The organism is Mesorhizobium sp. M0174 (assembly GCF_040322275.1).
Lineage (GTDB): Bacteria > Pseudomonadota > Alphaproteobacteria > Rhizobiales > Rhizobiaceae > Mesorhizobium.
This window is the reverse complement of record NZ_JAMYTB010000004.1, coordinates 421,231-444,230: the sequence shown is the minus strand read 5'-3', so window position 1 is coordinate 444,230 and position 23,000 is coordinate 421,231. Positions and strand designations below refer to the sequence as shown.

Here is a 23,000-nt window from a genome sequence, read left to right as displayed (position 1 = left end):
GTCGCTCATGAATGTCTCCCGGCCGCCTGTTTCGCGTGACCATTTTGCGCCGCAGTCTGGATTGGCTTGGCGTCATCGACAAGCCCCAGCCCTTTCCTGCCCTGCACCCGGTGGAACCGCGCATAGACGCTGTGCGGGTCGGCCATCAACGAGGCATGCGTGCCCTGTTCGACCAGCCGGCCCTGCTCGAGCACGATGATATGGTCGGCATTGACCACCGTCGACAGCCGGTGCGCTATGACGATGGTGGTGCGCCCTTCCATGACATGGGTCAGCGCTTCCTGGACGCGGGCCTCGGCCTCGTTGTCGAGCGCCGAGGTGGCTTCATCGAGCAGCAGGATCGGCGCCTGCCGAACGATGGCGCGTGCAATCGATACACGCTGGCGCTGGCCGCCCGACAGCGTCACGCCGTTCTCGCCGACCGGCGTGTCGTAGCCTTGCGGCTGCTGGCGGATGAAATCGTCGGCCGCGGCCTGTTGCGCGGCGCGTTCAATCTCGGCGTCGGTGGCGCTCAGACGTCCGTAGCGGATGTTGTCGCGGATGGTGCCTTCGAACAGATAGGGCTGCTGCGAAACATAGGCGATCGAGCCGCGCAGCGAATGCTTGGTGACCTTTGAAATGTCCTGGCCGTCGATTTCGATGCTGCCCGACTCGACGTCGTAGAAGCGCTGCAGCAGCGCAACCAGCGTCGTCTTGCCGGCGCCCGAGGCGCCGACGATGGCGGTCACCTTTCCGGCGGCGGCGACAAAGCTCAAATCCTGCAGGACCGGCGCTTCTTCGACATAGCGAAAGGACACGTTGTTGAAGCGCACTTCGCCAGAGGTGAATTTCGCCTCGGCGGCTCCCGGCACGTCACGCTGCTGCGGCTCGAGGTCGAGAAGCTCGTAGATCATGCGCGCATTGACCAGCGACTTTTCCATGCCGACCTGCATGCGCGCCAGCCGCCTGGCGGGGTCATAGGCAAGCAGCAGGGCGGTGATGAAGGCAAACACCGCGCCGGGCGGCTGGCCGCCGACGGTCGCCCGGTAGCCGGAATAGGCGATAACGCCGGCGACGGCGAAGCCGGCCAGCATTTCGGAGATCGGCGTCAGCCGTTCCGAGACGCGGGCGATCTTGTTTGCCCGCTGCTCGGCGCCCGCGACGAGGCCGCCGATGCGGCGCGACAGCTCGTCTTCCAGGGTGAGGGCCTTGACGATGGCGATGCCTTGCGTTGCTTCTTGCATGGCGCCGATCAGCCGCGAGTTGATCTGCACCGATTCACGGGTGATGCGACGCACCCGGCGCATCAGATAGGTGACACTGTAGATCAAAGGCGGGCCGATCAGCAGCGACATCGCGGAGAGCATCGGGTCCTGCCAGATCATGACGCCGACCAGCGCGACAAGCGATACCGCATCGCGCGCCAGCGATGTCAGCGTCATCGACAGGAGATCGCGGATGCCGTTGACGTTCTCGTTGATCTGCGCGGCGAGCCGGCCCGAGCGGGTGTCGTTGAAGAAGCCGACGCCGAGCTTCATCAGGTGGTCGAAGATGCGGCGTTGATAGCGCGCCACCAGATTGTTGCCGATTTTGGCCAGCGTCACTGCCTGACCGTAGCTGGCCAGCCCGCGCAGCATGAAGGCGGCCAGGATCGACACGCTGATCAGCGCGATAAGATCGCCGCGCCGTTGGTAGAAGATCTGATCGATGACATCCTTCATGATCCACGCTGTGAAGGCGGTCGTCGCCGCGATCGTCACCAGGCACAGCACGGCAAGAGCATAGTACAAGCGATAATCGCGGCTGTTCTCGGCGATGACGCGGCGGATAATAGCCACGATCTCGCTGGGACGGACTTTCCCTTTGGTTGGTGCTGGAAGTGTCACGTTTGAGCGCTTTGTGGTTTCGGTTCGGCCGGGCTGCAATTCGGCAACCTCTTAACGCCCCAATGGCGGCTTGCCTATGGCCGGGGACGGCGAAACTTCGTCGCGGCGCAGCTTGTGTCCTAAACCCGCCAGCGTCGCCCCGCCGTCTGCACGCCGAACAGCGACGGATTTCTGGCATAGGCGGCCAGCCCTAAAAGCGCTGCCAGCGGATGGGTGATGACGTAGACCGGCATGCTGCGCATCAGGGCGCTGTGCGGCGCCTTGTCCTCGAAGGCAGCGCGGAAACTGCCGGTCCGCAGCGCCGGCAGGATTTTTTGCGCGATGCCGCCGGTGAGGAAAACACCGCTGCGGCTCATGAACACCAGAGCGAGGTCGCCGGCGGTGCGCCCCAGGCAGGTGACGAAGATCGACAGCGCCTCTTCGGCCACCGGATCGTTCTTTGCCAGCGCCGCGGCGGTGATCTCGGCAGGCGTGGTGAAGGGCGACGGCTTGCCGTCCGCTTTGGCCACCGCCCGGTAGGCGTTTACCAGGCCGCGTCCTGACAGGATCTGTTCGCCGGAGATGCGACCCTCGAGCTTCTCGATATGCGGAAACACCTCGAAATCACGCGGCGAGCGCGGCCCGATATCCATATGGCCGCCCTCGCCGGGCACCGGTATCCAGTGATGCAGCGCATAAACCAGCCCGGCGACGCCGAGCCCGGTTCCCGGGCCGAGCACCACCCGCCCGGAATTCGGTTCCGGCTCGTCGCCGCCGATCTTTTCCATGTGCTCTTCGCCGAGCGCGACGACAGCCAACGCCTGCGCCTCGAAGTCGTTGAGCACCACGACGTCGCCGAGACCGAGACTGGCGAACATCTGTCTCGGCTTGACGATCCATGGGCAATTGGTGAGGGGGATCTCGTCGCTCTCGACAGGGCCGGCCACCGCCAGCACAGCTGAATTCGGCCGGACCGACGAGCGGTCGAGCACGGCCGACTGGATCGCCTCGTCGATCGTATTGAAGTTGGCGGTTTGGACGATGGTCGGCTCGCCGGCCTCGGAATTCGCGTCAAGTACGATCGAGAAGCGCGCATTGGTGCCGCCTATGTCGCCGATCAGGATCGGAAATCGCAACAGAGTGTCGTCGTCGCTTACGCCTGGCATGCTCTCGTCCGTTCCCGACGCGTATCGCCGTTCTCTCGTTGACTAGCGCATGACCGCAAAAAGGGAAATCGGTTTTCGAAGTGGAGAGGCACGGATGCAGACAGCGAACACGCTGCCCGCATCAGTGCCCCGGTCGTGGCCGCGGCAGCGGAATGCCGAACTCGGGCGTCGCCATAAAGGCGTTCGCCGAGGCCGGAAGCGCTGCCGCGCCGGCTGCGAGCGTCGGCGGCGGCGAAGGCTCTGCCGCGGGAGCGGGTGTGGCCGCAACCGGCACGCCGTCGCCATAGTAGGTGACTGCTTCCGCCGAGGGCGGAGCCGGCGCGTCGAGCACGAACTGGCATTGCCTGGGCAGGTTCGCCATCGTCATCACGTCGCGTGCCTTCGGCTTGTCCGGGTTCTTGTTGGGACGCCACGGCTCCTCGGTGAACCACCAGGCCAGCGCCTGGTCGCAGCCATCGCCCGGCGCCGTCGCTTCCTGCGCCTTGCAGTCGGGTGACCCAGGCTGGCAGCCGATGCGAATGTGGAAGTGGTAGTCGTGGCCCCAGAACGGCCTGACCTTGCGCAACCAGCTACGGTCGCCTTTGACCGTGTCGCAGAGCTTCTTCTTGATCCCGGGATTGACCAGGATGCGCTCGACTTCGGGATAGCTCGCGGCGCGCCTCAACAGCCGCGTATGCATCGGCGTCCACAGCCCGTCCTTCACCAGATGGGTCTTTTCGTCGACCATCAAGGTAGCGCCGATGGTTTCGCGCTCTTCGGCCGAGAGCTTGCGGTCGGGCATCGGCGTCAGCCAGATGTCGGCGTCGAGGCCGATCTGGTGCGAGGCATGGCCGGTCAGCATCGGACCGCCGCGCGGTTGCGAGATGTCGCCGATCAACAGGCCCGGCCAGCCATCGGCGGCGGCATCGCGCGACAGCTTCTCGATCAGCGCGATCATTGCCGGATGGCCCCAGCGGCGATTGCGCGACGGTCGCATCACCTCCCAGTGCCGGCCGTCCAGGGGCAGGGCGACGCCGCCGGAAAAACAGCCTTTGGAATAGAAGCCGATCGATTGCGCTGCTGCGAGTGCCGGCAGCTTTTTGGCGCCGAACAGGTCCTTTGCCCGTTGCTCGGCACTCCCTGGCTGCGTTGCAAGCGCCGCCAAGCTGGCGACGGCCAGTGCTGCCGTCAGCGGCAGCGTTTTGCCGGGCAAGGCTCGCTTCAACATTTTCCCCAAGCTGGACCCCTCCGCGATTTGAACCGCATCATACCATAGCCCGCGCAACGTATCGATCAGGACCGTTTCATCGGGCTGCGCGCCTCACCGTCGCGCCAGTCGCCGCTCGCCCACATGGCATCGAGCGCCGAGCGGTAGTCGGGAAAGCGAAAGCCATAACCGGCCGCCTTGATTGCCGCGTTGGCGACACGCTTGTTCTCGCCATAAAAAGACCGCGCCATGGGCGAAAGTTGGGCGGTCTCGAACGGAATTTCGGGCGGCGGCTCGATGCCCATCAATTGGGCGGCATAGGCGACGACGTCCTGCGGCGGCGCCGGCAGGTCGTCGGTGATGTTGAAGATGCCGCCGCGATTGCCTTCGGCCAGATGCCAGAGCGCGCCGGCAATGTCGTCGCAATGGATGCGGTTGAACACCTGGCCCGGCTTGACCAACCGCCGGGCGGTGCCGTTTTCCAGATTGACCAAGGCGTTGCGGCCTGGCCCATAAATGCCGGAAAGTCGCAGGATCGCCACCGGTCGGCCGACGTCGTGGCCCAGTTTCAGCCAATCCTGCTCGGCGGCAACCCTCATCGCTGATCGCTTCGATACTGGCCGGCATTCGGCGGCCTCGTCCACCCAATTGCCGCCATGGTCGCCATAGACGCCGACGGTGGAGAGATAGGCGATCCATTCGAGCTCCGGCATGTTGGCCGCGATCTCCTCGCGGGCCGCGCCCAGCACCGGGTCGCCGGCCTCGTCCGGCGCGACCGAGACGACGAGATGGGTTGTCTTCCCAAGGGCATCGCCGATTTCGGAGGTCAGTGTGCCATCGAAACGCAGCGGCACGATACCGGCTTGCCGCAGCGCCGCGAATTTTTCCAGCGACCGTGTTGTACCGAAGATCGTTGTGTCGGCGTCCCTGTTGGCGCGGGCGAAGGCCTTGCCCGAATAACCGGCGCCGAAGATGAAAATCTGCTTTTTTGTCATGTATGCGCCTCGATCGGCTTTGGCAGGGGCAGAAGCCATTCGCCTCTCACCGCCTCGTCATCTTCTGCCTGCAAAGCGGCTGCGGCACGTTCGGCAAACTCCCGACCCGGCACCAGCCGCGACAGCGCCCATACCGCGGCTCCGCGAACCAGGGGCGAGGCGTCGTCGAGCAGCGCGCGAACGGCGCCGGCCAGCGACAAGTCCTGGGAATTGCCGGCCGCTATCAGCACGTTGCGGATAAAACGGTCGCGGCCGATGCGCTTGATCGGCGAGCCCGAAAAAAGCGTTCGGAAGGCAGTGTCGTCGAGACGCAGCAGCTCGGCGATCGGCGGTTCGCGCAAGTCCGCGCGGGCGGCAAGCTTTGCCTCAGAAGCGGCTTGGGCGAACTTGTTCCACGGGCAGGCGGCCAGGCAGTCGTCGCAGCCATAGATGCGATTGCCGATCTTTTCCCGGAACTCATGCGGGATCGGTCCTTTGTTCTCGATGGTGAGGTATGAAATGCAGCGCCGCGCATCGAGCCGGTAAGGCGCCGGAAAGGCATCGGTCGGGCAGGCGTCGAGGCAGGCCTGGCAGGAGCCGCAATGATCGTTCTCAGGCGCGTCCGGCACCAGCTCGGCCGTCGTGAAGATGGTGCCGAGGAACAGCCAGGAGCCATGCGCGCGGCTAACCAGGTTGGTGTGCTTGCCTTGCCAGCCGAGGCCGGCCGCCTCGGCCAGCGGCTTTTCCATCACCGGTGCGGTGTCGACAAACACTTTCACGTCACCGCCGGCGCGCGCCACGATCTTGCCGGCGATCTCTTTCAGCCGGCCTTTCATCACGTCATGATAGTCGCGGTTCTGCGCATAGGCCGAGATCGCGCCGCGGTCGCGCTTCGCCAGCACCTCGCGTGGGTCGTGGTCGGGGCCGTAATTCATCGCCAGCACGACGATCGAGCGGACCTCTGGCCAAAGCGTCGTCGGTTTGCCTCGCCGCTCGAGCGTTTCGGCAATCCAGCCCATCGAGCCGTGAAAGCCGTCGGCAACGAACTCGGCCAGCCGCTCCGGCGCCTGCGGGATAGCATCGGGCGTGGTGACGGCAACGGCGTCGAAGCCGGCGTTCCGCGCCTCGCGGTCGATGAGCGCGCGCAGCTTTGCCGTATCAGAAATCGAGATCCGCATAATGTGACACCGGCGACAGGCCGCGCACCCGGTCGGACAGAAGCGGCCGGAACGAAGGCCGTGATTTCACCCTTGTATACCATTCGCGCGCGGCGCTGTGTTCGCGCCAGTCGATCTCGCCGAGATAGTCGAGCACCGACAGTGCCGCCGCCGCCGCGAGATCGGCATAGGTGACCTTGTTGCCGGCCAGCCAATGACGGGTGCCGGCCAGCCAGTTGGTGTATTTCATATGCTGGCGAATATTGGCGCGGGCGGCGCGGATCGCCGCCGAATCGGGCGAGCCGCCGCCTGCCGTTTCTGGCATGACCGGCTTCAGGACGCGCTCGCGCACCAGATGCCGGGTAACCTCGCTTTCCGCCTTGTTGAGGTACCAGTCGGTCAGCCGGCGGATTTCGGCGCGCTCCATCGGATCCTCGGCGAACAGCCGCTTGTCGCGCTTGAGTACGCCGCGCGTCTCGTCGAGATATTCGGCGATGACCATCGCGCCGACGATCGGCACGTCGCCCTCGGCAAGCAGGATCGGCAGCGTGCCGGCCGGGTTCAGTGCCAGGAACTCCTTGCGCCGCGTCCACGGCTTTTCTTCGATCAGCGCCAGTTCCTCGGCATACTCGCCAAAGGCGAGGCGGACGAAGCGGCAGCTGGCGAACATCGGATGGTGGAAAAGCGTCAGCATGGTCCCGCGATAATAGAGCGCACTGGCAAATCGCCGGCTGCGCCGGTAAGTCTTGGCCGCCCGATTCAGGGGCTGTCAGGGTGCTGCGACCTATAGGGGGAGTTCCGCGCCGTGACAAGCAAACCGTTTTCTCAAGCCCGCCCTCCAACGCCGAGGTTGCCATGGAAAGCCAAACCGTAGTCGAAGCGCTGCTGCTCGGCATGCTCGAGGGCCTGACCGAGTTTATTCCGGTGTCTTCGACCGGTCATATCCTGCTCGCCGGCCATTTCCTCGGCTTTCATTCGACCGGCAAGGCCTTCGAGATCCTGATCCAGCTCGGCGCCATATTGGCGATCCTCAGCGTCTATTTCCGCCGTCTCTGGAAGATGCTGCTCGAGCTGCCCTACGATCGGCTGACGCGGCATTTCGTCCTTGGCATTCTCATCGCATTCCTGCCGGCGGCCATTATCGGCGCACTGGCGCATGACTTCATCAAGACGGTGCTGTTCGAATCGCCGCGGCTGATCTGCATCATGCTGATCATCGGCGGTGTCATCCTACTGCTGGTCGATCGCATGACGCCGAAGCCGTATTACCACGATGTCGAGCGGTTTCCGACCAGGCTTTATCTGCAGATCGGGCTGTTCCAGTGCTTGTCGCTAATCCCCGGCACGTCGCGTTCGGGCTCGACCATCGTCGGCGCGCTGCTGCTCGGCGTCGACAAGCGGGCGGCGGCGGAATTCTCTTTCTTCCTTGCCATCCCGACGATGGTCGGCGCCTTCGCCTTCGACCTGTTCAAGAACCGCAATGTGCTAAGCAGCGCCGACTTGCCCATCATCACGGTCGGCTTCGTTGCCGCCTTCGTCACCGCGCTAATCGTCGTGCGCTTCCTGCTCGACTACGTCTCGCGCCATGGCTACGCGCTGTTCGGCTGGTGGCGGCTGGTCATCGGCATCGTCGGGCTGACGGGGCTGGCAATCTGGGGGTGAGCCGGCGCGGATAGCGCAAATCCCAGCCGGAACTCTATTCTTGCCTGAAGCCGAGCCATACGATCTTGTGGACGTATGGTTGGCAGGGGGAATGCGTGAGCGAAGTTCTTGACGCCCTCGTTATTGGCGCCGGTCCGGCGGGACTCGGCGTCAGCTACTTCTTGAAACGGCGGGCCCGCGACCACCGTGTACTCGATCGAGGCCGGATTGGCGAAACGTGGCGAACGCAGCGATGGAACTCGTTTCGACTGAACTCGCCGACCATTCGCTCCATCTTACCCGGTGATTCCTACGACGGCCCCGAGCCCTGGGGCGCGATAACCCACCACGAGTTCGTCGCATACCTCGAAGGCTATGCCGAGCGGCACCGCTTGCCGGTAAGCACTCAAACTCCGGTGCAAGAGCTGACCAGAGACGACGGGATCTTTCGCATCACCACGACGGACAGGGCATTTCTGGCGCGCACTGTGGTGATCGCCACCGGCGACCAGAATCGGCAGGTCCGGCCAGCAGGGTCGGCGGATTTGCCAACCGCAATTCGCCAAGTCGATTCCTCGGCTTATCGCCACCCGGCCGAGTTCGAGAGTGGCGCGGTGCTGGTGGTCGGCAGCGGCCAGTCGGGCGGCCAGATCGCCGAGGATCTGGCGTTGGCAGGACGTGTGGTCTTTTTGGCGACCAGCCGCAACGGCCGTTGGGTGCGGCGCTACCGCGGGGGCAACATACTTAATTGGCTGACGCTGTCCGGTTTTCTCGACGTTCCGCGCAAGGAACTCGTCCTCCCCTCCGGCAAGCTGCAGGCCCGCGCGCTGGTCGGCGGGACTCACACGATCAGCCTGCAATCGCTGAGCGCGCAGGGCGTGGTGCTGCTCGGCCGCTTCAGGGGTGTGGAGAACGGCAACCTCGTCTTCGGCGACGAGCTCGACGACCATATGCGATTTGCCGACGAAGTCTCCGCGAATGCCAAGCGCCTGGTTGACGAGTACATCGAGCGCGCCGGCCTCGATGCGCAACTGGCCGAGGATGATCCGGCCGAGACGATTGAACCGCGCTTGCCCGATCCTCCGATCCGCTCCCTCGACTGGACGGCGAGCGGCATCAGATCAGTGATCTGGTGCACGGGCTTCACCGGCGATTTCTCATGGGTTCGGCTTCCCGGCGCGCTCGATGCAGCCGGCCAGCCCGTCCACGAGGATGGCGTCGGCGCTGTTCCAGGTCTGTTTTTCGCCGGCCTCGATTTCGGATCGACGCGGAAGTCGGGCACCATACCGGCCATTCCAGAGGAGGCGGCCGCCGTCGTGGAGCGACTTGTCCAAGCGCGAGCCGACTTGCCACGGAACGGCGTCTAAACGAGCCGTCGAACGCGGTTCTTGAACGTGCAAGAACATGACAGCTCTGGCGCGATCAAGACGACGTACGCTGCCTAGCGGACCGAGCCGGCACAGCCGTTCGGAATGGTCGACCTGGAGACGCCAAAAGGAGGTGCGTCAAGGCGCACGATCGGTCAGCGCGCTCGCGCCTTCTTCCGCGGCGCAATGTGCGCAGCAGTAGATGATGTCATCCTGTTCGACGCCATGTCCGATGATCCGGCATCCGCAATGCGGACACGTCGGAGCAAGTTTCTGGACCGCGCATTCGAAGCTGTCGAATGTGTAGGTCTCGTCGGCCATCGTCACGTTGAAAGCCTTATCGTAGTCATTCCCGCATTGATCGCATCTGGCCATAGTTCTTTTCCTTCTTTCACTGGCTTCAAGCTCGACCAACCTGTCGCGCGGCGATAGGTTCCCGCCAGGATCAGGGGGTCGTCCTAAGGCGGAGACGACCGCGAGCCTGTGCCACGACGCTGTTCGATCGCACGGATCACCTCGTCGATACCCCGCGGCTCGATGTCGAGTTCCTTCAGGCCAGGCACGTCGATTGCTGCCACATTGTCCTGACGCATGAGATCGACCTGGTTGCGCGTTATGGGGGCAGCCGGGAGGAGTTCCGCGACGCCAGCCAAGGCGTTCCATACCGCAAACGGCACCGGCATCAGCTGGACGTGCGTACCGAGCTGTCGGGCGATCTCCCGAAGCAGTTCCTTATAGGTGTAGATGCGCGGGCCACCGAATTCGAATATGGATGAACCCTTGTGGGTTCGCCCGTCGATCAGCCGGCTCACTGCTTCTGCGACGTCTGCCACATGGACCGGCTGAAGCCGTGTGCCTCCATCGCCGAACAGCGGATAGACCGGCAGGAGGCGTATCAGCCTCACAATGGTTGTCAGGAAAGCGTCGTCAGGTCCTGTCATGACGGCGGGACGCACAATGAAAGCGCCGGGAAATGCGCTTTCCACGGCACCTTCTCCGCGCCCACGCGCCCTTATGTAATTCGAATCCGATTGAGGATCGGAGCCGATCCCCGAAATCTGGACGAACTGGTCGATCGCGCGGTCGCGCGACGCGGCAGCGAGATCGACCGCGGCCTTTACGTGCACGCGTTCAAAGGTCTGGACGCCCTGCTCGACGTAAAGACTGACGGCATTCACGACCGCCCGCGATCCGGTAATGGCCGACCCGATCGAGGACGCATCCGTTATATCCGCCTCGACTGCTTCGGGCATCCTCGTAATCGAGGAGAAGACCAGGGCCACGCGAGCCGGATGGCGAGATGCGGCGCGCACCGTGAAACCTCTTTCGAGGAGTCGCTTCACGATCCTGCGCCCGAGAAAGCCAGTTCCGCCGAACACGGTGACGATCCGTTCCGGGTTGAGATCGTCGGGATCCATTTGCCTCGCCATCCCTTTGTCCTCGCCTAGCTGTCACGAGGACTGCCCTGGCCGGCATTTGAACCAGCCCGTCGAACATCAGGACGATTGAGGAACAACGCAGGAACGCTTTTGTTCCGGTCAGCGCTGGGCGGATGCTTGACAGATCGGCAAACCATGATCTGAACCGCAGGCGCAGCAAAACGGCCCCACTTCGAGAATGGCCTAGTTTCGCCCGTAAAACACATTCTCGACATGCACCGGCCAACGCCACGGCAGCACCGCCACCATGTCGAAGCGCACCGATAATTTTCCGTAGTCGGATTGGCGCGACAGCCAGAAATCGGCGGCGCCTTCGATGCGGTGCTCCGATTCGCGACCGACGGCTTCCATTGCCTCCATCAGCGTGCGGCGCGCCTTGACCTCGACGATCAGCACCAGATCGCCACGCCGCGCGATCAGGTCGATCTCGCCGAACCTGGTGCGGTGGCGGCGGGCAAGAATTCGGTAGCCTTTCAGCATCAGCGCCGCCGCCGCCAGCCATTCGCCGTGATAGCCGCGCCGGTAGGCCTTTTGCCGGCTGGCGCTTGGCCGTTCAGCCATCGCCGTCTCCGCCGGCCCCGTCTCTTCCAGCATTCTTGAGGTCGAGCAGCCGACGATAGAGCGTCTGCTTCTGGCCACCCGTCATCTTGGCGGCTTCCGCCGCTGCCTTGGAGGCCGGCATTTCGGCGGCGAGCGAAAGCAGCAGCCGGTCGATGTCTTCTGGCTCATCAGCGACCGCATCGGCCGGGCCGACGCAGATGACGATTTCACCCTTGGGCGTATCGGCTCCCGCATAATGGCCGGCGAGCGATTGCAGGGTGCCGGTCCGCATCTCCTCGAAAGTCTTGGTCAGCTCGCGGCCGATCGCCGCCTTGCGGGCACCGCCCAGCACCTCGACCATGGCACTGAGCGTCTCGGCCAGCCGGCGCGGCGATTCGAAGAAGATCAACGTTGCCGGCACCGCCTTCAGCGCTTCCAGCCGCATCAGCCGCTGCCCGGTCTTCACCGGCAGGAAGCCGGCAAACAGAAACGCGTCCGAGGGCAGGCCGGATGCCGTCAAAGCGGCAAGTGCTGCTGACGGGCCGGGGATCGGCACGACACGAATGCCGCGTTCCAGCGCCTCACCGACCAGCCGGTAGCCGGGGTCGGAGATGAGCGGCGTGCCGGCATCCGAGTTCAGCGCTAAGCTTTGGCCGGCCAGCAGCGCCGCGATCAGCTTCGGTCCGGCCTCGCCGGCATTGTGCTCGTGGTAGGCGGTGGTGCGGCGGCGGATGCCGTAGCGGTCGAGCAGCACGCGGCTGACACGTGTGTCCTCGCAAGCGACGATATCGGCGGCGGCGAGCGTTTCCAGCGCGCGCAGCGTGATGTCGGCGAGATTGCCGATAGGCGTCGCCACCAGGTAGAGCGCCGGCTCGAGCGGCCGGGCGGCGATTTCGGTCTGCCCGACCACATAACTGCGTTTGGCCGATTCGCCGGTCACCTGCACAACTCCGTTCGACCCTGTTTGGCACGGCTCACGCTTGGTTGCAAAAGCCTGGGTTGCAAAGGCCCGGGTTCCAAAAGGGATGCCGACGTGAACCAGCCGCCATGCCTTCGCCATAGTAGGGAACGAAACCGTTGCCGGCGAATTTTACACCTGATCTCGGGAGGAGCAGGATGAACAGCCTGACCATACAGGACGTTTTCGAACCCTACTATGCCGGCCGCAAACGCTTCGCCGCGCCATGCGACAAGAGCCTGCCTGCCGAAGCCGCAGATGGCAGAGCCAAGAAGCCGCTTGCGCGTCAGAGATCGGCAGAGAGCAAGCCCGCAACCGAAACCGACAGCACGACGGAGCACTGACCGGACGATGCCCAATCGCTTCGACATTTTCATCACCCGCCTCGAAACAAAAAGCGCCCGCGATGGCGCAGCGTCACATTCCACAGACGACCAGCACCATGCCTCACGCGACAAAAGCGAGATCAAGCCGGCCCGTTCCGGAGAGACCAGCGAAAAAGATCGCGCCAAACACCGCCACAAGCACGAGGCTTGACCCCGCAAACCTTAGCGATCGGTCGAGACAGTTCTCGAAGCGCGGTTGCGAATGCTCCGCGATCTATCATTCAACCCAGATACTTCGAGACACGCGCCTCCAGCAGGCCCACCAGAGCCGGGTCCATGAATGCATAGTCGTCGGGAATATCGAGGCAGATTACTCGAGCCTTTTTCAGGCTTGTCTTGAATTTCTGCTGCAGTTTGGCGCGGTGCGTTTTTTCCATCACGAAGATGATGTCGGCCCAGGCGACGAGTTCATGCGTCAACGGAATGTCGGCATCGTGATTAGTGCCGCCCGAAGCGACCTCGATGTCCCGCCGCTTGGAAAACACCTGCTCCGCCGTCGGGCTGCGCAAGCGATTCTGCTGCAGATGAAGAGAACGTTCTTCAACGTGCTATCTGGCCAAATCCGCCACGACCGCATCGAGCACGATCATGCCGGCCGGCGTGGCGCGCAGGCGGGCATTGCCGATCGGTGCCACCAGGCCTTCGTCCTGCAGCACCGACAGCCGTGCCGTCGACAGGCCGCGCCCTGAAAATGCCTCGTAGCGGGAAAGGTCGATGCCTTCCGCCAGCCTCAGCCCCATCAGCAGGAACTCGTCGGCCTCTTCCGAGCGCGTCAGGATTTCGCCGCCGGTAACGCCATGGCCCTTGGCCTCGACCAGATTGGCCCAGGTCTCCGGCATTTTCTCGGCGATCGTCACCACGCGGCGGCCATTTTCGACGAACCGGCCATGCGCGCCGGGACCGACGCCGACATATTCGCCATAACGCCAGTAGGTGAGATTGTGCCGGCTTTCGGCGCCGGGCCTGGCGTGGTTGGAAATCTCGTAGGCCGGCAGTCCGTGCGCGGCGGTGATCTCCTGTGTCAACGCGTAGAGATCGGCGGCAAGCTCATTGTCTGGAATGATGAATTTCCTTGCCGCATGCAGTGCATGGAACGGCGTGCCTTCCTCGATGGTCAGCTGATAGAGCGACAGATGGTCTGCGGCGTGGCCGATCGCCTGCTCGAGCTCCGCCTGCCACGCTTCCGGCGTCTGACCAGGTCGCGCGTAGATCAGGTCGAACGACAGCCGTGGGAATATCTCGCGCGCCAGGCCGATCGCATGCAGGGCCTCATCGACATTGTGCAAACGGCCGAGGAAGCGCAGATCCTTGTCGTTCAGCGCCTGCACGCCAAGCGACACCCGGTTGACGCCGGCCGCGCGATAGCCGCGAAAGCGCTCGGCCTCGACCGAGGACGGATTGGCCTCCAGCGTCACCTCGATGCCATCAGGCACCGTCCAGTTCTTCGCCACTGCATCCAGCACCGCCGACACGGTCTGCGGCTTCATCAGCGAGGGCGTGCCGCCGCCAAGAAAGATACTGGTCACCTCGCGCGGCCCGGTGCGGCCGCGCATCGTCGCTAGCTCGGTCTCGAAGGCGCGGGCAAAACGCTCCTGGTCGACCGGCTGGTGGCGGACATGGCTGTTGAAGTCGCAATAGGGGCATTTGGCCGCGCAGAATGGCCAGTGGACGTAGACGCCGAAACCGGGGCTGCGGTCGAGCAGCATGGTCATGCGCCGGCCAATCGGGCTTGCGCGAATTTCTGGAAAGCACGGGCACGGTGCGACAATGCGGTTGGCTGGCCGGGCTTCCAGCCATGCTTTTCCTCCGCGCTCATCTCGCCGAAGGTCTTTTCGAACCCATCGGGCAAGAACACCGGATCGTAGCCGAAGCCGAGCTCGCCGCGCGGCGGCCATACCAGCGTGCCCTCGACCTCACCGCGAAAATATTCCGCCTGGCCATCGGGGAAGGCAAGGCAGATGACCGCGACAAAGCGGCCCTTGCGCTGGGCAGGCGTGATCGCGCCAACTTCTTGCAAGGCCACTTCCGTGCGCTGCATGGCCATGCCGAAGTCGCGGGAGCCGTCCGGCGTCTCGGCCCAGTTGGCGGTGTAGACGCCGGGTGCGCCGTCGAGCGCATCGACACACAGGCCGGAATCGTCCGACAGCGCCGGCAATCCAGTTGCCTTGGCGGCGGCCAAGGCCTTTATGAGGGCGTTCTGCTCGAAAGTGGTGCCAGTCTCGTCCGGCTCCGGCAAGCCGTATTCCTTTGCGGACTTCGCTTCTATGCCGAATGGCGCCATCAGATCGGTGAATTCGCGCAATTTGCCGGCATTGTGGCTTGCGACGACGATCTTATGCCCGTCAAGCGAGTGAACAGTTGGCGAATGCATCAGATGCCCCAGATTCTTGGCTCGGCGAATTCGATCGAATTGCCCGAGGGGTCGCGAATATAGATCGAGCGACCGCCCTGAGGCCATTCGAACTCACTTTCGATGGCGATTTTCTTCGCCTCAAGATGCGCTTTCCAGCGCGGGATTTCATCCGCGCTTGCGGCGAAGCAAAGATGGCCCTCGCCGACCGTGCCATGCGGCGGCACGGGCAGCTTGGCGTCGGCCCGCGGCGGCACTTTGGTCGCCTCGGCATTGAAGATAAGCAGCACGCCGTCGCCGCAGCGGAAGAAGAGATGCCTGCCATCGACCTTACCGAGCAGATCGAGCCCGAGGACGCCCGAATAGAACCGTTCCGCGGCAGCAAGGTCCGTCACGTAGAGTGCTGATTCCAGGATTGCGGAAGGAGTCACAGGATCGCCAATCTCTTCAATATTGACCGCAGCTAAGCCACCGCCATCTGCTGCAAGCTGACCAGGCGCTGAATGCCTTTCTTGGCGAGCCCCATCAGCGCCGCGAACTGCTCTTCCGAGAACGGCTCGCCCTCGGCTGTGCCCTGGATCTCGACGATACCGCCCTTGCCGGTCATGACGAAATTGGCGTCGGTGCCGGCCGAGGAATCCTCGATATAGTCGAGATCGATGACCGGCTGGCCATCATGGATGCCGCAGGAGATCGCCGCGACGTGATCCTTAAGCACCTTGCCCAGGCTCGCCATCTGGCGGGCTTCCATCCAGCGCAGGCAGTCGTAGAGCGCCACCCAGCCGCCGGTGATCGAAGCGGTGCGCGTGCCGCCGTCGGCTTGGATCACGTCGCAGTCGACGGTGATCTGCTGCTCACCGAGCGCCTGCAGATCGACCACGGCGCGCAGGGAGCGGCCGATCAGCCGCTGGATCTCCAGCGTGCGGCCGCCTTGTTTGCCGGCCGAAGCCTCGCGGCGCATGCGCTCGCCGGTCGAACGCGGCAGCATGCCGTATTCCGCCGTCACCCAGCCCTTGCCGGAGTTGCGCATCCAGCCCGGCACCTTTTCCTCCAGGCTGGCCGTACACAGCACATGAGTGTCGCCGAACTTCACCAGGCACGAGCCTTCCGCATGCTTGGAGACGCCGCGCTCGAAGGAGATGGGGCGCATTTCGTCGAATTGGCGTTTGGAAGGGCGCATTCAGGCTTCTTTCTTTCTTCGGAATCTTGGCCGGGGAATCTTGGCCGGCTTGTAGCCGCACGGGGCGTGAGGCGCAAAGGAAAATGGACCGGTTGCGCCGACGCCGCGGAAGTCTATATCTTCGGACCGGAGGTTTTTGGCTCGAATGACCAAGGTAGTCGATCCCGGTTCGCAGTCGCCAGTGCTCTCGTCGCCGGCACTTCAATCGCCCGCGCTTCAATCGCTCGATATGCGTTCGCGCGACATCTTCCGGCGCATCGTCGATTCCTATTTGAGGGATGGCGAGCCGGTCGGTTCGCGCAGCCTGTCGCGCATCCTGCCGTCATCGCTGTCGCCGGCCACCATCCGCAACGTGATGAGCGACCTCGAGCATCTCGGCCTGATCTACGCGCCGCACATCTCGGCTGGCCGGCTGCCGACCCAGGCCGGCTTGCGCTTCTTCGTCGATGCATTCATGGAACTCGGCGACCTCTCCGACGAGGAGCGCCGCACCATCGAGGCGCAGGTGCGCGCCTCCGGCTCGGGCGCGACGCTGGAGCATATGCTGACCGAGGCCAGCCAGATGCTGTCCGGCATGTCGCGCGGCGCCGGCCTCGTGCTCGCCGCCAAAAATGAGGCGGCGCTGAAGCACATCGAATTCATCCAGCTCGAGCCGACCAAGGCGCTGGCCGTGCTGGTCTCGCAGAACGGCGACGTCGAAAATCGCGTCATCGATCTGCCCGCCGGCATCACCGTCTCGCAATTGCACGAAGCCTCCAACTTCCTCAACGCCCATATCCGCGGCCGCACCCTGGCCGAGGCCCGGGTCGAAATCGCCCGCATCAAGGAAGAGACCAGGGCAGCCCTCGACACGCTGTCGCAGGATCTGGTCGAGAAGGGCCTGGCGGTCTGGGCAGGCGCCGAAAGCGGGGTGCCTGGGCGGCTTATCGTGCGCGGCCGCGCCAATCTCCTGGAAAACGTCACCGCCCAGGCCGACATAGAATTGCTGCGGCATCTGTTCGAGGATCTGGAGACGCAGAATGGGCTGATCCAGCTCCTCGACCTCGCCGAGGAAGGCCCGGGGGTGCGCATATTCATCGGTTCGGAAAACAAGCTGTTTTCGCTGTCGGGCTCCTCGCTGGTGGTGGCACCCTATCGCGACAAGGACGCGCGCGTCGTCGGTGCGCTCGGCGTCATCGGGCCGACGCGGCTGAATTATGCGCGCATAGTACCGATGGTCGACTATACCGCGCAGCTGATTTCGCGCATGCTGCGCTAGGAGCCGCCGCGGCCTGCCGCAAGGAGAAAAAGAATGGCGCTGGAATCGTTCAAGGCCCAGATCAGCCTCCTGCTCGAGGAAATGGTCAATCAGCCTGAGGATCAGCACGAGGTGCAAGAGCAGTTGCGTGAGAAGCTGCAAGAGATGCGGGCCATGGGCCTGCCGCTGCCGGCCGATCTGGTCGCGCTGGAAAAGCGCCTCGACGACGACTTCTACGCCTCTGGCAACTGAACGGGGTTCGGCTTCAAATCCTCGTGTGCTGGACGACCGCTTGGAACGACCAATGCCTGATCCCGTTTGTCCTCTTCGAGGCAAACCTCGGAGGACGTTAATGATCCGATCTGGCGGCTTTGCGGCCGTTGCCGTTGCCCTCCTTGCCGCGACACCGGCAGCCGCCCAGCAGGCGGATCAAAAGGTGCTCAAAGGCGAAGCCGCTTTTGGCGATTGGCACGCCGACAGGCCTGGCGTCCGCCGCCTGATCGGGCCGCAAGACATGCCGGCAGCCGACCCCGCTCAATCCGCTTCGAACGGGGGCGGCATGGCGGAACGGCCCGAAAGCGCCGAGCCAGAATTGCCGCCGGGCTTTTCGGCCGAAATGATCGCCTCCGGACTCTATAATCCGCGCGTCGTTCGCGTCGCTCCGAACGGCGACCTGTTCATCGCAAACGGCCATGCCGACCAAATACGCGTCTACCGTCTGGCCGAGGGCCGCGCCAAACCCATCGAGAAAGCGATTTTCGCCCAAGGCCTCAACTATCCATACGGCATCGCCTTCTATCCGCCAGGCGGCAAGCCGCGATGGGTCTATGTCGCAAACAGCGACAGCATCGTCCGCTTCCCCTATCGCGACGGTGACCTGAAGGCGTCCGGTAAACCAGAAACCATTGTCGCCAAAATCCCGTCGGGCGGTCACTCGACCCGCGACATCGCCTTCTCGCTTGACGGCAAGACGCTTTTTTTATCGGTTGGCTCGGACTCGAATGTCGCCGAGGACATGGACAGGCGGCCGGATGGCGGCCTCGACGCCTGGGCGAAATCAAAGCCGCTCGGGGCGGCCTGGGGCCCCGAGGAAGGCCGTGCCGATGTGCTCGCCTTTGACCCGGACGGGAAAAATCCCCGAACTGTCGCCACCGGCCTACGCAACTGTACGGGCATGACGGTGCAGCCCGCCAGCGGCGCGTTGTGGTGCGTCGTCAACGAGCGCGACGAGCTCGGCGACAATGTGCCGTTCGAGTTTGCGACTGAAGTCAAGGACGGTGCGTTCTATGGTTGGCCTTGGTACTACATCGGCAATCACGAGGATCCGCGCCATCAGGGCGAGCGGCCAGACCTCGCCGGCAAGGCCACTGTCCCCGACGTGTTGATGCAGGCGCATTCGGCGCCGATGAACATAGCCTTCTACGACGGCAAGAACTTTCCGGCGGATTACCGGGGTGATGCTTTCGTCACCATGCATGGTTCGTGGAACCGTGGCGCCAGGACCGGCTACAAAGTGGTGAGGCTCAAATTCAGGGATGGCAAGCCGACCGGCGAGTATGAGGACTTCATGACCGGCTTCGTCATCTCGAACGACGCCGTCTGGGGCCGCCCGGTCGGTGTCGCCATGGCCAAGGACGGCTCCCTGATCGTCACCGAGGACGGTAACGGCACCATCTGGCGCGTTACCTACGAAGACGGCCGCTCCTGAACGGCGGCGTCGCCTGCTGCGCTGGCGCAATCGAATTCGGCGCGAGGGAATTCACCCAACTTCAACATTGTGCGACAAGCGCGAACCATGACGCTCACCGGGTTCCTCGCCTATAGCGCCGCCCTCGGCATCGCCGCAGCCATCCCCGGCCCAGGCATCACCGCGCTTGTTGCGCGTGCGCTGGGTTCCGGCTTCCGCTCGTCGCTGGCCATGTCGTTCGGGCTGATGCTCGGCGACCTGACCTATTTGACTGCCGTGGTGCTCGGCCTGGCTTTCGTCGCACAGACGTTCGGCGTGATCTTCCTGGCCATCAAATGGCTGGGCGTCGCCTACCTCGCTTTTCTTGGCTGGCGTTTCTGGACGAGCGGCATCACGCCCGAATCGGTAGAGGCGAAGAAAGGCAAAGGCGGCTTGGCATCCAGCTTTGTAGCCGGTCTCGCCGTCACACTCGGCAATCCGAAGACGATGATCTTCTATCTCGCCATCACCCCTACCATCGTCGATCTGAAGACGATCACACTGGCCGATTACGGCATCCTGGTCGCGCTCACTATCATCGTTCTGCTCGTGGTGCTGGTGCCCTATCTGGCGCTGGCGGCCAAGGCGCGCTGGTTCCTGAAGTCGCCGCGGGCGCTGAGGGCACTCAACCGCACCGCCGCCGGCTTCATGGTCGGTGCGGCGGCGGCAATTGCCGCCCGCCAGTAGATCTCTTCGCCAATCCGCCCAACGCCCTGCAAGGCGCCGGTATTCAGCACGAACGTCACTCGGATATTTTTCGAACGTGCCTATCTTGCGTGGTGGATGGCTCTATCCTATGTCCGCCCGGCTCTTGCCGCTTGACCTCTGGGAGGAAAACCAATGAACAAGCCCGCCACCCACACACACGTGCCCGGCCGCGGCCGCATCTACAATTCGATCACCGAGACGATCGGCGACACGCCGCTGGTGCGGTTGGATAAATTCGCCAGGGAGAAGGGTGTCGTCGCCAATCTGCTGGCCAAGCTCGAATTCTTCAATCCGATCGCCTCGGTCAAGGACCGCATCGGCGTCTCGATGATCGAGGCATTGGAGGCTTCGGGCAGGATTACACCCGGCAAGACCACGCTGATCGAGCCGACCTCGGGCAATACCGGCATCGCGCTCGCCTTTGCCGCCGCCGCCAAGGGCTACAAGCTGATCCTGACCATGCCGGAAACCATGTCCGTCGAACGCCGCAAGATGCTGGCGCTGCTCGGTGCCGAGCTGGTGCTGACCGAAGGGCCGAAAGGCATGAAGGGCGCCATCGCCAAGGCGGACGAGCTGGCGGCAACACTGCCCGACGCCGTCATTCCGCAGCAATTCGAAAACCCCGCCAATCCGGAAATCCATCGCCGCACCACGGCCGAGGAAATCTGGAACGACACCCATGGCGAAGTCGATATCTTCGTTGCCGGCATCGGGACCGGCGGCACCATCACCGGCGTCGGCCAGGTGCTGAAGAAACGCAAGCCCTCGGTGCATGTCGTCGCCGTCGAACCGGAAGCCTCGCCGGTGCTGTCGGGCGGCCAGCCAGGCCCGCACAAGATCCAGGGCATTGGCGCCGGCTTCGCGCCAAAAATCCTCGACACGACGATCTACGACGAGATCGTCAAGGTCTCGAACGAGGATTCTGTTGCCAATGCACGGCTCGTCGCTCGGCTCGAAGGTGTGCCGGTCGGCATTTCGTCGGGTGCCGCCCTGCAAGCGGCGATCGTCGTCGGCTCGCGGCCCGAAAACAAGGGCAAGACCCTCGTCGTCGTCATCCCCTCCTTCGCCGAGCGCTATCTCTCGACTATCCTGTTCGAGGGATTGGGGACTTAGAGTCTGGACACGAGAGTGTTTGACCGGTTGTAGCGATCCTTCGCGCTGCCCCTCCGGCATCAAACGTTCTGTATCGACGCTTCGGCGTGGAAACCACCAAATCGTCGCTGCCCGGCAGGTGGAGGACTTCATGTACAAGCTCTATACGCGTGCCAATACCGGCGGCTTTGTCGTTGAGGCGGCGCTTGCATTGGCAGGCGTGCCTTTCCACCAGGTCGACGTTCCGAAGGGCCGCCTCGATCAGGCCTTTCTTGATATCAGCCCCTTGAACCAGGTGCCGGTGCTGATCTTGCCGGACGGACGCTCGATGACCGAATCCGCGGCGATCTGCATCCTGCTGGCCGAGCGCCACCCGGAAGCAGGCCTGGCGCCCGCGGCAAGTTCGCCTGACCGTGCGGATTTCCTGCGCTGGATGATCTTCATGTCGTCGGTCATCTATCCAGCCAACCTGCGGTTCTTCTACGCATATCGCTACACGGCCGACGCCGGCGGCGTGGACGCCCTCAAACAGGCGGCGGTCTCGGAAATGGATCGCAGCTTCGCCATTCTCGATGCCGCTCTCGACGGCCGCGACTGGCTGGCCGGCGACCAACTCTCGCTGGCCGACATCTATCTCGTCATGTTGGTGGCCTGGCATCCGGAGGTCGCGAAGGTTCCAACCGCTTGGCCGAACATCGAACGCCTGTGGGCCAATTTGCGGGAACATCGGGTGATGAAGAGGCTGAATGCTTCCCACGACATGTGGCCGGCCTGAGCACTCCGCCTTGTCTCAGTCTTTTTCCGCGCGGCCGAGCGCGGCCCGTCGTTCCTGCAGGAACCGGCGCACGGCTGGATCGCGTTCGAGGCCGATAGCCCGGTCATAGGCCTCGCTCGCCTGCGGAACTTTGCCGACCCTGGCCAGCAGGCCCGCGCGGGCGGCCCAGTAAGGTTGATAGTCATACAGCCGCTTATCGCCGCTGAGTTGATCAAGGGCGCCCAATCCTGCCGAGGCACCTCCGGCCTCGGCAATGGCCACCGCACGGTTGATCGAAACCACCGGCGAGCCGGCAATCACCGACAGCGCGTCATAGAGCTCCTTGATCGCGACCCAGTCGGTGCCGCCGGTCAGCCGTCTTGTCGCATGGGCGGACTGCACGGCGGCCTCAAGCTGGTAGCGGCCGACAACGCCCTTGGCCGCGGCGCGCCCAAGCAGCGTCTCCGCTTCATCGATCAGTGTATCGTCCCACAGTGCAAGATCCTGCTCGGCCAGCGGCACATAATCGCCCGCCGCATTGCGCCGCGCCGCGCGCCGCGCTTCGGCGAACAGCATCAGCGCCAAAAGGCCGAGCGCCTCCGGCTCGTCCGGCATCAGCGTGGCCATCAGACGGCCGAGCCAGATGGCTTCGGTCGCGAGGTTGCGGCGCCGCGTTTCGGTGCCGGCCGGGTCGGACCAGCCTTCGGCAAACGCCGCGTAGATTGCTTCCAGAACGGTGCCCAGCCGCTCGCCGAGTTCGGCCCGCTCCGGCACGCGGAACGGAATGCCTGTCTCGCGAATTCGTGTCTTGGCGCGCACCAGGCGCTGGCTCATCGTGGCTGGCGAGACAAGGAAAGCCGAGGCGATCGTCGCTGCGTCGAAGCCCAGGACCGTCTGCAGGATCAGCGGCGCGCGGACGCCGGCCTCGATCGCCGGATGGGCGCAGGCAAACATCAGCCGGAGCCGCTCGTCCGGCAGGTCTTCCTCGACCATGCGTGCCTCCATCTCCTCGGCGATCAGCCTAAGGTGGTCGCGGGCCGCCTCGCTTGTCAGTCGTCGTCTGACCGCGTCGACGCGGCGCTTGCGTGCCACCGCCAGCAGCCAGGCTTCCGGCTTGTCGGGCACGCCCGCCTGTGGCCAACGCTCGAGCGCCGCTGCAAAGGCATCTGCCAAGGCGTCCTCGGCAGCGGCCACGTCGCGTGTGCGCGCGGCGAGATACGCGACCAGCTTGCCGTAGCTTTGCCGGGCGGCCGCTTCCGCCGCCGCCCGCGCGATCTCCGGACGACTGTTCATCA

At 64.0% G+C, this 23,000-nt stretch carries 24 protein-coding genes and 1 pseudogene; 9 read left to right on the top strand and 16 right to left on the bottom strand.

The genetic code is table 11. The annotated features are described in order from the left end of the window. Positions 1 to 5: 5 nt before the first annotated feature. From NKJ13_RS11685 to NKJ13_RS11660, 6 genes are all read right to left on the bottom strand, one after another. The gene (locus NKJ13_RS11685) at positions 6 to 1,865 is read right to left on the bottom strand and encodes an ABC transporter ATP-binding protein (protein WP_352777754.1); all 1,860 of its coding nucleotides are present in this window, start codon (positions 1,863 to 1,865) and stop codon (positions 6 to 8) included. Positions 1,866 to 1,984: 119 nt separating this feature from the next. Further along, positions 1,985 to 3,010 carry a glucokinase gene (locus NKJ13_RS11680; RefSeq protein ID WP_352737863.1) on the bottom strand — a complete coding sequence of 342 codons (1,026 nt, stop codon included), beginning with the start codon at positions 3,008 to 3,010 and terminating at the stop codon, positions 1,985 to 1,987. 121 nt (positions 3,011 to 3,131) lie between these two features. Then, positions 3,132 to 4,217: a penicillin-insensitive murein endopeptidase gene (mepA, locus tag NKJ13_RS11675; RefSeq protein WP_352737862.1), complete on the bottom strand. Its 1,086-nt coding sequence runs from the start codon at positions 4,215 to 4,217 to the stop codon at positions 3,132 to 3,134. 65 nt (positions 4,218 to 4,282) lie between these two features. Continuing rightward, positions 4,283 to 5,191 carry an SDR family oxidoreductase gene (locus NKJ13_RS11670; protein ID WP_352737861.1) on the bottom strand — a complete coding sequence of 303 codons (909 nt, stop codon included), beginning with the start codon at positions 5,189 to 5,191 and terminating at the stop codon, positions 4,283 to 4,285. Continuing rightward, complete coding sequence (gene queG / locus NKJ13_RS11665) at positions 5,188 to 6,348, bottom strand: tRNA epoxyqueuosine(34) reductase QueG (protein WP_352737860.1); 1,161 nt, start codon at positions 6,346 to 6,348, stop codon at positions 5,188 to 5,190. Before queG ends, NKJ13_RS11670 begins: the two co-directional genes overlap by 4 nt. Beyond that, positions 6,329 to 7,021: a glutathione S-transferase family protein gene (locus tag NKJ13_RS11660; RefSeq protein ID WP_254817994.1), complete on the bottom strand. Its 693-nt coding sequence runs from the start codon at positions 7,019 to 7,021 to the stop codon at positions 6,329 to 6,331. Before NKJ13_RS11660 ends, queG begins: the two co-directional genes overlap by 20 nt. A gap of 161 nt (positions 7,022 to 7,182) precedes the next feature. Here NKJ13_RS11660 and NKJ13_RS11655 point away from each other — a divergent pair, with 161 nt between their 5' ends. Next, positions 7,183 to 7,989, top strand: a complete 807-nt coding sequence (locus NKJ13_RS11655) for an undecaprenyl-diphosphate phosphatase (RefSeq protein WP_352737859.1) — start codon at positions 7,183 to 7,185, stop codon at positions 7,987 to 7,989. A 95-nt stretch (positions 7,990 to 8,084) separates the two neighbouring features. Then, positions 8,085 to 9,335, top strand: coding sequence for a flavin-containing monooxygenase (locus tag NKJ13_RS11650; RefSeq protein ID WP_352737858.1), 1,251 nt, complete (start codon positions 8,085 to 8,087; stop codon positions 9,333 to 9,335). Positions 9,336 to 9,473: 138 nt separating this feature from the next. On the opposite strand, the gene NKJ13_RS11645 is transcribed toward NKJ13_RS11650, so the two are convergent. The 4 genes from NKJ13_RS11645 to rsmI all read right to left on the bottom strand — a co-directional run bounded on the left by NKJ13_RS11645 (position 9,474) and on the right by rsmI (position 12,254). Beyond that, positions 9,474 to 9,710 (bottom strand): metallothionein, encoded by a 237-nt coding sequence (locus NKJ13_RS11645; protein WP_254817997.1) that lies wholly within the window; start codon positions 9,708 to 9,710, stop codon positions 9,474 to 9,476. Between the two features lie 83 nt (positions 9,711 to 9,793). Continuing rightward, the gene (locus tag NKJ13_RS11640) at positions 9,794 to 10,765 is read right to left on the bottom strand and encodes a complex I NDUFA9 subunit family protein (protein WP_352509713.1); all 972 of its coding nucleotides are present in this window, start codon (positions 10,763 to 10,765) and stop codon (positions 9,794 to 9,796) included. A gap of 192 nt (positions 10,766 to 10,957) precedes the next feature. Then, entirely contained in the window at positions 10,958 to 11,335 is a 378-nt protein-coding gene (locus tag NKJ13_RS11635; RefSeq protein ID WP_352509712.1) for a YraN family protein, read from the bottom strand. Further along, positions 11,328 to 12,254 carry a 16S rRNA (cytidine(1402)-2'-O)-methyltransferase gene (rsmI, locus tag NKJ13_RS11630; protein ID WP_352777751.1) on the bottom strand — a complete coding sequence of 309 codons (927 nt, stop codon included), beginning with the start codon at positions 12,252 to 12,254 and terminating at the stop codon, positions 11,328 to 11,330. Before rsmI ends, NKJ13_RS11635 begins: the two co-directional genes overlap by 8 nt. A 176-nt stretch (positions 12,255 to 12,430) precedes the next feature. On the opposite strand from rsmI, the gene NKJ13_RS11625 reads away from it, so the two are divergent. Beyond that, complete coding sequence (locus NKJ13_RS11625; protein WP_352509495.1) at positions 12,431 to 12,616, top strand: hypothetical protein; 186 nt, start codon at positions 12,431 to 12,433, stop codon at positions 12,614 to 12,616. 263 nt (positions 12,617 to 12,879) lie between these two features. Here NKJ13_RS11625 and NKJ13_RS11620 read toward each other — a convergent pair. The 5 genes and pseudogenes from NKJ13_RS11620 to rph all read right to left on the bottom strand — a co-directional run bounded on the left by NKJ13_RS11620 (position 12,880) and on the right by rph (position 16,188). Beyond that, positions 12,880 to 13,202: pseudogene (locus NKJ13_RS11620) on the bottom strand (low molecular weight protein tyrosine phosphatase family protein). Positions 13,203 to 13,206: 4 nt separating this feature from the next. After that, positions 13,207 to 14,370, bottom strand: coding sequence for a radical SAM family heme chaperone HemW (gene hemW / locus NKJ13_RS11615; protein ID WP_352737856.1), 1,164 nt, complete (start codon positions 14,368 to 14,370; stop codon positions 13,207 to 13,209). Continuing rightward, the gene (gene rdgB / locus NKJ13_RS11610) at positions 14,367 to 15,029 is read right to left on the bottom strand and encodes an RdgB/HAM1 family non-canonical purine NTP pyrophosphatase (protein ID WP_352737855.1); all 663 of its coding nucleotides are present in this window, start codon (positions 15,027 to 15,029) and stop codon (positions 14,367 to 14,369) included. Before rdgB ends, hemW begins: the two co-directional genes overlap by 4 nt. After that, the gene (locus NKJ13_RS11605) at positions 15,029 to 15,439 is read right to left on the bottom strand and encodes a VOC family protein (protein ID WP_254818002.1); all 411 of its coding nucleotides are present in this window, start codon (positions 15,437 to 15,439) and stop codon (positions 15,029 to 15,031) included. Before NKJ13_RS11605 ends, rdgB begins: the two co-directional genes overlap by 1 nt. A gap of 32 nt (positions 15,440 to 15,471) precedes the next feature. Then, a complete protein-coding gene (rph, locus tag NKJ13_RS11600) occupies positions 15,472 to 16,188 on the bottom strand; it encodes a ribonuclease PH (RefSeq protein WP_254818003.1) in 717 nt (238 codons plus the stop codon). A 145-nt stretch (positions 16,189 to 16,333) separates the two neighbouring features. Between rph and hrcA the strand changes: the two genes are divergently transcribed. The 6 genes from hrcA (at position 16,334) to NKJ13_RS11570 (ending at position 21,726) form a co-directional block, all read left to right on the top strand. Further along, the gene (gene hrcA / locus NKJ13_RS11595) at positions 16,334 to 17,446 is read left to right on the top strand and encodes a heat-inducible transcriptional repressor HrcA (protein ID WP_352737854.1); all 1,113 of its coding nucleotides are present in this window, start codon (positions 16,334 to 16,336) and stop codon (positions 17,444 to 17,446) included. A gap of 33 nt (positions 17,447 to 17,479) precedes the next feature. Then, the gene (locus tag NKJ13_RS11590) at positions 17,480 to 17,677 is read left to right on the top strand and encodes a hypothetical protein (RefSeq protein WP_254818005.1); all 198 of its coding nucleotides are present in this window, start codon (positions 17,480 to 17,482) and stop codon (positions 17,675 to 17,677) included. 100 nt (positions 17,678 to 17,777) lie between these two features. Continuing rightward, positions 17,778 to 19,133, top strand: coding sequence for a PQQ-dependent sugar dehydrogenase (locus NKJ13_RS11585; RefSeq protein ID WP_352737853.1), 1,356 nt, complete (start codon positions 17,778 to 17,780; stop codon positions 19,131 to 19,133). Between the two features lie 87 nt (positions 19,134 to 19,220). Next, on the top strand, positions 19,221 to 19,838 hold the full coding sequence (locus NKJ13_RS11580) for a LysE family translocator (RefSeq protein ID WP_352509491.1): 618 nt from the start codon (positions 19,221 to 19,223) through the stop codon (positions 19,836 to 19,838). A gap of 153 nt (positions 19,839 to 19,991) precedes the next feature. After that, the gene (gene cysK, locus NKJ13_RS11575; RefSeq protein ID WP_254818008.1) at positions 19,992 to 20,972 is read left to right on the top strand and encodes a cysteine synthase A; all 981 of its coding nucleotides are present in this window, start codon (positions 19,992 to 19,994) and stop codon (positions 20,970 to 20,972) included. A 130-nt stretch (positions 20,973 to 21,102) separates the two neighbouring features. Continuing rightward, a complete protein-coding gene (locus tag NKJ13_RS11570) occupies positions 21,103 to 21,726 on the top strand; it encodes a glutathione S-transferase family protein (RefSeq protein ID WP_352737852.1) in 624 nt (207 codons plus the stop codon). Between the two features lie 15 nt (positions 21,727 to 21,741). Here NKJ13_RS11570 and NKJ13_RS11565 read toward each other — a convergent pair whose 3' ends face one another. Next, complete coding sequence (locus tag NKJ13_RS11565; protein ID WP_352737851.1) at positions 21,742 to 22,998, bottom strand: RNA polymerase sigma factor; 1,257 nt, start codon at positions 22,996 to 22,998, stop codon at positions 21,742 to 21,744. Positions 22,999 to 23,000: the final 2 nt, after the last annotated feature.